The 8,664-nt window shown below is 72.9% G+C and carries 10 protein-coding genes and 1 pseudogene; 7 read left to right on the top strand and 4 right to left on the bottom strand.

Features of this window, described 5'->3' with window-relative positions; genetic code table 11:
• The first annotated feature begins 280 nt into the window (after window positions 1-280).
• A complete protein-coding gene (locus tag ACFV0G_RS28700) occupies window positions 281-718 on the top strand; it encodes a DoxX family protein (protein WP_380554191.1) in 438 nt (145 codons plus the stop codon).
• A gap of 99 nt (window positions 719-817) precedes the next feature.
• Here ACFV0G_RS28700 and ACFV0G_RS28695 read toward each other — a convergent pair whose 3' ends face one another.
• Complete coding sequence (locus tag ACFV0G_RS28695; protein ID WP_380554188.1) at window positions 818-1,132, bottom strand: rhodanese-like domain-containing protein; 315 nt, start codon at window positions 1,130-1,132, stop codon at window positions 818-820.
• A gap of 150 nt (window positions 1,133-1,282) precedes the next feature.
• Here ACFV0G_RS28695 and ACFV0G_RS28690 point away from each other — a divergent pair, with 150 nt between their 5' ends.
• The 4 genes from ACFV0G_RS28690 to ACFV0G_RS28675 all read left to right on the top strand — a co-directional run bounded on the left by ACFV0G_RS28690 (window position 1,283) and on the right by ACFV0G_RS28675 (window position 4,458).
• On the top strand, window positions 1,283-1,648 hold the full coding sequence (locus ACFV0G_RS28690; protein ID WP_380554186.1) for a thioredoxin family protein: 366 nt from the start codon (window positions 1,283-1,285) through the stop codon (window positions 1,646-1,648).
• Between the two features lie 152 nt (window positions 1,649-1,800).
• Complete coding sequence (locus ACFV0G_RS28685; RefSeq protein ID WP_380554184.1) at window positions 1,801-2,511, top strand: CBS domain-containing protein; 711 nt, start codon at window positions 1,801-1,803, stop codon at window positions 2,509-2,511.
• 125 nt (window positions 2,512-2,636) lie between these two features.
• A complete protein-coding gene (locus ACFV0G_RS28680) occupies window positions 2,637-3,521 on the top strand; it encodes a universal stress protein (protein WP_380554181.1) in 885 nt (294 codons plus the stop codon).
• A 55-nt stretch (window positions 3,522-3,576) separates the two neighbouring features.
• Window positions 3,577-4,458, top strand: a complete 882-nt coding sequence (locus ACFV0G_RS28675) for a universal stress protein (protein ID WP_380554178.1) — start codon at window positions 3,577-3,579, stop codon at window positions 4,456-4,458.
• A gap of 28 nt (window positions 4,459-4,486) precedes the next feature.
• On the opposite strand, the gene ACFV0G_RS28670 is transcribed toward ACFV0G_RS28675, so the two are convergent.
• The 3 genes and pseudogenes from ACFV0G_RS28670 to ACFV0G_RS28660 form a co-directional block, all read right to left on the bottom strand.
• The gene (locus ACFV0G_RS28670; protein WP_380554175.1) at window positions 4,487-5,287 is read right to left on the bottom strand and encodes a DUF6597 domain-containing transcriptional factor; all 801 of its coding nucleotides are present in this window, start codon (window positions 5,285-5,287) and stop codon (window positions 4,487-4,489) included.
• Between the two features lie 38 nt (window positions 5,288-5,325).
• A pseudogene (locus tag ACFV0G_RS28665) lies at window positions 5,326-6,563 on the bottom strand (IS701 family transposase).
• A 169-nt stretch (window positions 6,564-6,732) separates the two neighbouring features.
• Window positions 6,733-7,083, bottom strand: coding sequence for a DoxX family protein (locus ACFV0G_RS28660; RefSeq protein WP_380554172.1), 351 nt, complete (start codon window positions 7,081-7,083; stop codon window positions 6,733-6,735).
• Between the two features lie 96 nt (window positions 7,084-7,179).
• Here ACFV0G_RS28660 and ACFV0G_RS28655 point away from each other — a divergent pair, with 96 nt between their 5' ends.
• The gene (locus ACFV0G_RS28655; RefSeq protein WP_380554169.1) at window positions 7,180-7,611 is read left to right on the top strand and encodes a winged helix-turn-helix transcriptional regulator; all 432 of its coding nucleotides are present in this window, start codon (window positions 7,180-7,182) and stop codon (window positions 7,609-7,611) included.
• Window positions 7,612-7,991: 380 nt separating this feature from the next.
• Window positions 7,992-8,582 carry a TIGR03086 family metal-binding protein gene (locus ACFV0G_RS28650; RefSeq protein WP_380554166.1) on the top strand — a complete coding sequence of 197 codons (591 nt, stop codon included), beginning with the start codon at window positions 7,992-7,994 and terminating at the stop codon, window positions 8,580-8,582.
• The last annotated feature ends 82 nt before the right edge of the window (window positions 8,583-8,664 follow it).

The following is an 8,664-nucleotide window of genomic DNA, read 5'->3' as shown; positions in this document are numbered from 1 at the left end:
CCCGCCCGGGCCGCGGCGCCCCCCCCCCGCCGCCCGCCCCCCCCCCGCCCACGCTCCGGGGGGCGCGCCCCCCCCCGCTCCCCCCCCCCCGGCCCGCCCCGCCCGCCGGGCGGCCGGACGACTCAGAGGAACTTCAGAGGTTCACGGGCCTGGCCCGGCGGCTGACGCGGCGTCAGAATTGACACTGTCGCGTCAAGTCGACCGGCTCACCGGACCGCCCCCGGCCGACACCCCTGCAGCCGGGCCCCCACTGACTCTCGCCCCCGTTCGAGGAGTTCTCGTGTCCGCAGACCTCGCACCGCTCGCCGAACGCGCCCGCCCCGCCGTCCTCGGGCTGTTCCGCATCGTGGTGTCCCTCCTGTTCGCGTGCCACGGAGCCGCGACCCTCTTCGGCGTCCCGGGAGGGGCGCACGGCAGGGCGCCCGAGGTCGGGCAGTGGCCCGGCTGGTGGGCGGCCGCCATTCAGCTGGCGGGAGGGGCTCTGGTGCTGGTCGGAGCGGCGGTCCGCCCGGCGGCGCTGATCTGCTCCGGGTCGATGGCCTACGCCTACTTCAGCGTCCACCAGGAGCACGCCCTCTGGCCGATCCAGAACGGCGGTGAGCCCGCGGCCATGTTCTGCTGGGCCTTCCTCCTGATCGCGACGGCCGGGCCGGGCAGCCTGGCGCTCGGCGCTGCCGTCCGACGCCGCACCTCCGGCGCAGCCGCGGTCTCCGCCTGATCCCCGCAGGGTCCTGCCGACCGCCACCGCCTCCCCGACGCTCCGCCGGGAAGGCGGTGGCAGCGCGGCGTTCCGGCCGGACGCGCCACTCCCGGCGCGTCAGCCGGCCGAGGTCGCGAGGTCCCGTCCGGAGAGCGACCAGGCCGCCGATCCACCGCGCACGGACGCGGCCTCGAACCCGGCCCGCTCCAGGATCTCGGCACCCACCCGGCTGCGGTTGCCGGACGCGCAGATCACCATGACCAGCCCGCCGCGCGGGAGATCGCCGAGATTGTCGGCGAGCATCCCCAGGGGGATCCAGCGGGCGCCGGGCACGTGCCCCGCCGCGTACTCGAAGCGCTCGCGCACGTCCACCACCAGTGCACCCCGCGCACGGGCGGCGGCGAAGGCCTCGATGTCCACTTCCGTCACCATGATCAACCTTTCCCATGTACCCCCAGGGGTATCAATACCCGAGAGTAACCCACGTCCGACCGGATGCGCGCCGACGGGGCGGCCGGAAATAGACGCACCCCGGCCCCCCGTTCATATACCCATAGGGGTATATGAACGGAGGAGAGGGCCATGGCCACTGTCGAACTGACCACCGACAATTTCGATGAGATCGCGACCGCCGAGGGGATCGTGCTGCTGGACTTCTGGGCGGGCTGGTGCGTGCCCTGCCGGATGTTCGGCCCCGTCTACGAACGGGTCTCCGAGCGCCACCCCGACATCGTGTTCGGCAAGGTCGACACCGAGGCCCAGCCCGAACTCGCCTCCGACTTCCAGATCTCCTCCGTCCCGACCCTGTTCGCCGTGAGGGACGGCATCGTGCTGCACGCCCGCTCCGGCGCCCTCCCCGAGGCCGGCCTGGAGGACCTCGTGCGCAGGATCCGCGCCGTGGACATGGCCGCGGTGCACCGGCAGGTCGCCGGGGAAGCCGCCGCCTGACCCGGCCCGAACGGTGCGGCGGGCGCCCACGGGACCGTTCGGCCCCGTGCGTCGCGGGCGGCCGGCCCTGGTCCGCGCGGGCCGCTGCAGGGACCGTTGAGGCGGAGGTCCGGCCCGCCCCGCCGGACGGCCGGCACAGGAAGGTGGGAACGATGCTGCACCGCACCGTCGAGTCCGTGATGACCAGGGACGTGTTCACCGTGCGGCCCGACACCCCGTTCAAGGAGATCGTGGCCCTCCTGCAGAGTGCGGGCATCGCCGGCGTCCCGGTGACCGACGAGGACGGCAGGCCGATCGGCGTCGTGTCGGAGGCCGATCTCGTCCGCAGGGAGGCGGACGGGCCCACCGACCGGCACGACGTCTCCGGGAAGGCGCGGCTGGCCGGCCTCACCCCGACGTCGGCCGAGACGGCGGCCGGGGTGATGTCCTCGCCCGTCGTCACGGCCCGGCCGCGCTGGAGCATCGTCCGGGCCGCGCGGCTGATGGAGCAGCGGGGCCTCAAGCGCCTCCCGGTGGTCGACGACAGCGGCCGCCTGGTGGGCACGGTCAGCAGGATCGACCTGCTGAGCCCGTTCCTCCGCGGTGACGGGGAGATCGCCGCCGAGATCGAGGCGGACGTCCTCGGCGAGACCCTCTGGCTGTCCCCGGGCACCGTGACCGTCACCGTGGACGACGGAGTGGTCGGCCTCCGCGGCACCGTGCCGCAGCGCAGCCTGGTGCCCGTGATCGAACGGCTCTGCGCGTCGGTCGACGGGGTCGTGGCCGTGCACCAGGAGCTCGCGTTCGAGGTCGACGACGGCCCGACCCGTGCGACGGCCTTCCCCTCACCGGTCTTCGACGGGACGGCCGGCACCCGGCCCTGACACCCCGGCGGCGACCCGGGCAGGGCTCGTTCCGGGTACCCCGTACGGGCCGGTCGGCCCTCGCGGCACGGCGGCGCCGTCCCTAGCGTGGAACCTGCAGACAGTGTCCGGGCGGAGGAGGAGTCATGGTGTCCACACATGGACGGCCGCCGATCGTGCTCGGCATCGACGCGGAGTCCCATACCCCGATGGCGGTGGCATGGGCGGCCGACGAGGCCGACCGGCGCCGGCTGCCGCTGCGCCTGGTGCACGCCGTCCCGGGACCGCTCTCGGACCTCCGGGCGTTCGACGAGGGCCGGTACCACCACGTGCTGCGCGAACGCGGCGAGGAGGCGGTCGAGAAGGCCACCGCGGCAGCCCGGGGCCGGCGGCCCGACCTGGAGCTGACCGGTGTAGTCCTCGACGGCAGCCCCGGCCAGGTGCTCTGCCGCGAGTCCGCGCAGGCCGCCCTGATCGTGCTCGGCACCCGCGGGATGAACCGGCTGGAGGAGGCCCTCAGCACCTTCTCCGTCGCGGCGCCGGTCAGCGCCCAGGCGCACTGCCCGGTCGTGGTGGTCCGCGCACCCGAGCACGTGACCCAGGACCCTCCGGTGATCGTGGTCGGGGTCGACGACAGCCCGACGTCCGCCGCCGCCGTGGACGTCGCGGTCGACCTCGCCTCCCGGCGCGGCGCCGACGTCCTCGCCGTACGGGCCTGGCGCTCCGTGCTCATCGCCCACCTCGACGAGCCCACCGCCGTGCAGACGCTGGCGCGGCAGCTGCGCGAGGCCACCGCGGGCCGCACGGCCGAGCACCCCGACGTGACCATCACCCACGAGGTGGTCCGCGGCCACCCGGTCGAGGAACTCGCCCGGCTCTCCGAGCACGCGCTCGCCGTGGTGGTGGGCCGGCGCGGCGACGGCGGCTTCACCGGGATGCGGCTCGGCTCCGTCCCGCACGGACTGCTCCGCCGGGCGCCGTGCCCCGTCGTCATCGTCCCCGGCTCCGGCTCCGGCCACGGCGGGCCGTGATCCGCCCGCTCCGCCGGTACCTGTTCCTCATCGACGCACGACCCGGGAGTCAGACGTGAACGAGCCGATCGTCGTGGGATTCGACGGATCACCCGAGAGCGGGGCGGCAGCGGACTGGGCGGCCCGTGAGGCGGTGCGCACCGGCCGGAGACTCGACCTGGTTCGGGCCTGGCCCTGGCCGCCGTCGCACGCGCTCGGCCGGGAGGACGCACTGCGCTGGAGCCGGGCCGAGCTCGCACGGCAGGAGGCGGCCCTGCGCGCGGAGCACGAGGGTCTGACCACCACGTCCGTCCAGGTGACGGACGACCCGGAGACCGCCCTCGCCGCCGTCGGCGAGGGCGCCGCCATGCTCGTCCTCGGCTCCCGGGGGCTCGGGGCGCTCCACGGCTACTTGGTCGGCTCGGTGAGCCACGGTGTGCTGGCCCGCGCGACCTGTCCCGTCGTCCTGGTACGGCCGGGCGACCCGGCGGGCGGGACGGGCCCGGACGCGGCAGGCGACGCAGGTGCGGGCGTCATGCTCTGGCTGGACCTGCGTCACCCGTGCGACGCCGTCGTGGAGTTCGCGTTCGAGGCGGCGGCCGGGCGGGCGGTGCCGCTGATGGTGCGCCACGCCTGGGACGTGCCCGGGGGCCGCGAGTACCTGGGCTTCGTCTCGGCCGGCCCGATGGAGGAGTCGGTCGCCGAGGATTCCCGGCAGAGCCTCGACGCGACGCTCCGGCGCTGGCGCGGCCTCTACCCGGAGGTCCGCGTGGACGCGGAGGCGGTACGCGGTCCGGCCGCCCACGCCCTCGTCACCGCCTCGGCCTCGGCCTCGGCCGACCTGGTCGTGCTGGGCAAGCACCTCCGCAGGCCGGGCCCGGGGGCCCACGTCGGGCCGGTGGCCCACGCCGCCGTGCACCACGTGGCCTGCCCGGTGGCAGTGGTGCCCTACCTGTGACGCGCGGGGCTCCCCCGGCGGGTCGGCATCACCCTCCGCCCGCCGCGTAGCGACCGGGTGACGTGCCGACCGCTGCCGTGAAGTCGCGGGTGAAGTGGGCCTGATCGGCGTAGCCGAGGTCGGCGGCGAGCGCCGCCCAGTCGATGGCCGTGCCCCGGTCGGCGCGCTCGGCGGCCTCGTGCAGCCTGGCCCGGCGCAGCACCCACTTCGGGGAGGCCCCGACGTACTCGGCGAAGAGGCGCTGCAGGCGGCGCACCGTGATGCCGAACTCCTCGGCCACCTGGTCGACCCTGCGCAGATCGGATCCGCCGGTCATCCGCCCGACCATCGCGGCGACCTGCTCGGCCACCGGATCGGGCTCGGGCAGGCGGGCGAGCAGAAAGGCGTCCACGCGGGGCACGAGGGCGGCGGGGTCCCCGGCACTGCGGAGCACCTCGTCGTTGAGCAGGTCCGTTTCGGGGCCGAGGACCTCGGCGGCCGGAACGGCCCGGTCCGCCAGGTCCGCCACCGACCGGCCGACGAACGGACGGAACCCGCCCGCGCGGAACTTGACCCCGAGCACCTGCCCGGCCCCCTCCAACCTGCGGATGAAGAGCGACCGGTTGACTCCGTAGATCCGAGCCGAGGGCGCCTCGAGGACGAGGTGGATGTTGGGATGGGCGAGCACCTTCTGCTCATAGGCGGGTCGGCCGTCGCGGCTCCAGCGCACCGACCAGTAGAACTCCACGAAGCGCGCCAGTTCCGGTGCGGGATCGTGCCGGGTCAGGCTGATCACTGCTGCGGCCGGGCCGGGATGGAGCACCCCGCGTCCGAGATCCGGGGACGTCATACCGGTCAGGCTAGTACTCCGGCTGTAGATCGCGATCTTCATGGTTGCTGGGTGGCTTGTCGCTGGTAGTGGCTGGTGCGCGAGCGTGCTTGGTGCCGGCGGCGCCATGCGGACCAGTGCAGGCGGTGGGCGAGGTCGCGGGCCGGTGCGAGCAGGCCTGCGAGCAGTCTTTGGATCTCGTTGCAGGTCAGCGGGCTGAGCTCGGGGGTCGTGGTGGTCGTGGCCCGTTCGATGGCGGCTGCGACGGCGAGGAAAGCGTGCGCGAGCATGGCCAGGGTGGTCCGACGGTGCCAGGAGACCCAGCGGCGGACCTGGTGCTCGTCCGGTCCGGCCAGGCTCTTCGCGGCTAGGTCTCCTGGACTGTCCAGCGGCGGCCGGCCACCTCGACCAGTGCGGTCAGGGGGACGGGGCGGGGTGAGTAGCAGCGGTGGTAGGCGAGTTCGCCGGTGCGTCGGTTGCGTCGCACGAGCAGCCACCGATGCCCCGAGGTGCCGCTCGGGCTGGTGATCCCGACCTGGGCCCAGTCAGAGAAGCGGTGGCCCTTGGCCCCGGCTCCCGCCAACAGCCGCTGCCAGGCTTTCTTCGGCAGGCCGTGGGCCAGCACGCCAGCCGGGAAGATGCCCGCGTGGGTGGGGACGGACCGTTTACGCGAGATGGCCAGGACGTAGCCGATCTGACGCTGTTCCAGGTCGGCGCTCAGGTGCGGGTCGCCGCCGTAGACCTCATCGCCGGTGACCCACCCGGCCCGCACTCCGGCGTCCAGGGCCTGGGCGATCATCTCGGTGGCCAGGGCGGGCTTGGTCGCGAACCTCAGGTCGTCGGGGATGCCGACCGAGCGGCACCGCTGCGGGTCCTGGGTCCAGGACCGTGGGATGTAGAGGCGGCGGTCGATGGCGGCGTGCCCGGCCGCACTCGCGTAGACGAGGTAGACGGCGACCTGGGAGTTCTCGATCCTTCCCGCGGTTCTGGTGTACTGGCGCTGGACCCCGACGCTCGCGGCGCCCTTCTTCAGGTCCCCGGTCTCGTCGACGACCAGTACGGCGTCCTCGTCGCCGAGGTGCTCGACTACGAAGTCCCGTATGTCGTCACGCACTCGGTCGGCATCCCAGCGGGCCCGGCCGAGCAGGTGCTGCATGCCGGCCGGGCCGGCGTTACCGGCGTGCTCGGCGATCGTCCAGCAGTTCTTCCTCGGCAGGTCCGCGAGCAGCCCCAGCACGAACGCCCTTGCTCGGCAGCGGGGTTCCACCCGGGCAGGCCGGCCCGCCACCTTGCCCATCAGGCCCTCGAACACCGATTGCCACCGAGCAGGATCTGCGCTGGGGCCCACGGCCACCGGATGATCTTCGTTTGTCGACACGACTCACGATGATCAACGGTGGCCGTCCTCATCGGAGGCCAACCTCACTCAGCACGATCAAGGTCGGCGTCAGACCGGCTGTCCGCTGTCAGAGGGTGGCAGCACGCAGCACGATCAGGGCGACGGAGGCCATAGTGAGGACCACCGCCGGAGACGCGCCCTTGCGGTCTCCGACGCGCAGGTGGAAGGCGACCGCCCCAGCGAAATAGAGCGTCAGGCCGATCGCGGCGGCGATTCCGACGGGTCCCCACCAGAGTCCGGCGACCACACCGGCCGCGCCCGCGATCTGAGCGCCGATCAGGAGAGCCATCATGCTCTGCGGCACTCCGAGGGTGGACATCTGCTCGGTGATGTGCCGCGTCCGCAGAGACTTGGCCCCGGCCGACACCAGGAGAAGCGCCGACATGAACACGGTGACGACGGCAAGGGAGACGAACATGGCTGATACCTCAATCGTGCGAGATGCGAGTAAGGGGGTGTGCGCACCTCGACGACGATAGGCGGCCACTAGGTACCTCCAGGTAACCTTCGGGGCATGAGCCTGCGACCCGGAATTGCCTTCCTCGCCGACTGTCCCGCTCTCCTGGCCATGGAGATCATCGCCAGCAAGTGGTCCATGGTCACGCTCTTCGCGCTGACCGACGGCCCGTTGCGCCACGGCGAGCTGGTCGAGCTGAGCGGTGGCATTTCGCGCAAGGTACTGACCCAGACGTTGCGCCGGCTCCAAGCCAACGGGCTCGTCGAGCGGCACGCGTACGCCGAGGCGCCGCCGCGCGTGGAGTACGGCCTGACCGATCTCGGGCGAACCCTGGAGGAGCCCATCAGGATGCTCACCGCATGGGCGCGGGAGAACGGCGAGGCGGTCGTCACCTTCCGGGAAGCAGCCGAGGCGGCCAGGACCGTCGAGGCGGATCAGGCGACCCCGGTGAAGACCCCTCATGTTGATGAGAACCCGAGCCGTTTCTGATCAATAGAAGAGGCTGGACCTGTAGACCCTGCCGTCGCCGGAGACTTGGCCGTCCTCGCGACCGGGGCCCTCCTGCAAGAGGCCAACGACGACCGTCACCTCAGGGTCGAGCCCCTGGTCCTGAAGGAGCTCCCGCAACCGAACCCAGAGGGCGCTCGTACCAGTCCGCAGATACTCGGTGTACTGGAGACGATGCTCGAAGCCATGAGCTCAGCCTTCCAGTCCGCCCGGCGCAGCGGCACGGATGAGGCCATCCGTGATCGACGACGGGCGGCGGCAACGACAGGTCGCTCCGCAACAGTGATCAAGTACTACAGCCGGAGTACTGGCCGTCGCATTTGTTCAAGACCTCGTCCTCGGCACCGGTCCAGGATCTGCGCATGAACACTCACGCATTCCACCCCCTGATGGCCCGCGCTGCGGCGGAGGCGGCACGGATCGCCCGCGGCGTCCGGACGGAGGACCTCGACGCACCGACTCCGTGTGCGGACTTCGATGGCCGCGCCCTGGTCAACCACTGGGTGCTCTACACCGCGCACGGTCTCGAGCGCCGCGCACACAGGGAGGAGCTGCCGAGGGACCTGGTCGCACGCGACTTCACCGCCGACCCCGACTGGGCCGACGCCTACGCGGAGCAGCTGGACAGGGCGGTGGCCGCTTGGGCCCGTCCGGCCGTGTGGGAGGGCGAGGTGGAGGTGAGCGGGATAACCGTGCCCGCCGTGGCGGTCGCCCAGATGGTGATCAAGGAGATGGTGGTGCACGGCTGGGACGTCGCCCGGGCCTCCGGTCAGGACTACGGGGTCCGGGACGATCTGGCCCGGCTGGTTCTGGGCGTGGTCGAGGAACACGCCGAGCTCTACCGCCGGTACGGGGGCTTTGCCGCCCCGGTGGCGGTCCCCTCCACGGCCACGCTCCTCGACCGCGCCCTGGCCGCCTCCGGTCGTGACCCGCAGTGGACCCGGACCGGGTGACGTCCCCGGCCCCGGCGGGCCGAGACGGGCGGAACGGTACCGGCGCCCTCGGCGCGTGCCGCTCACCGCGGACCCCGCACGC

Origin of the sequence: Kitasatospora sp. NPDC059571, from assembly GCF_042735675.1 — a bacterium.
Taxonomy (GTDB): Bacteria; Actinomycetota; Actinomycetes; order Streptomycetales; family Streptomycetaceae; genus Kitasatospora.
Note: the sequence above shows the minus strand (reverse complement) of the source record. Positions and strands in the feature narration are given on the sequence as shown.

What these genes read in the sequence shown, in the direction of transcription:
- ACFV0G_RS28695 (WP_380554188.1), bottom strand. Translation starts at nt 1,132, where the DNA reads ATGGTGACGGAAGTGGACATCGAGGCCTTCGCCGCCGCCCGTGCGCGG.
- ACFV0G_RS28650 (WP_380554166.1), top strand. Translation starts at nt 7,992, where the DNA reads ATGAACACTCACGCATTCCACCCCCTGATGGCCCGCGCTGCGGCGGAG.
- ACFV0G_RS28690 (WP_380554186.1), top strand. Translation starts at nt 1,283, where the DNA reads ATGGCCACTGTCGAACTGACCACCGACAATTTCGATGAGATCGCGACC.
- ACFV0G_RS28660 (WP_380554172.1), bottom strand. Translation starts at nt 7,083, where the DNA reads ATGTTCGTCTCCCTTGCCGTCGTCACCGTGTTCATGTCGGCGCTTCTC.
- ACFV0G_RS28655 (WP_380554169.1), top strand. Translation starts at nt 7,180, where the DNA reads ATGAGCCTGCGACCCGGAATTGCCTTCCTCGCCGACTGTCCCGCTCTC.
- ACFV0G_RS28680 (WP_380554181.1), top strand. Translation starts at nt 2,637, where the DNA reads ATGGTGTCCACACATGGACGGCCGCCGATCGTGCTCGGCATCGACGCG.
- ACFV0G_RS28670 (WP_380554175.1), bottom strand. Translation starts at nt 5,287, where the DNA reads ATGACGTCCCCGGATCTCGGACGCGGGGTGCTCCATCCCGGCCCGGCC.
- ACFV0G_RS28685 (WP_380554184.1), top strand. Translation starts at nt 1,801, where the DNA reads ATGCTGCACCGCACCGTCGAGTCCGTGATGACCAGGGACGTGTTCACC.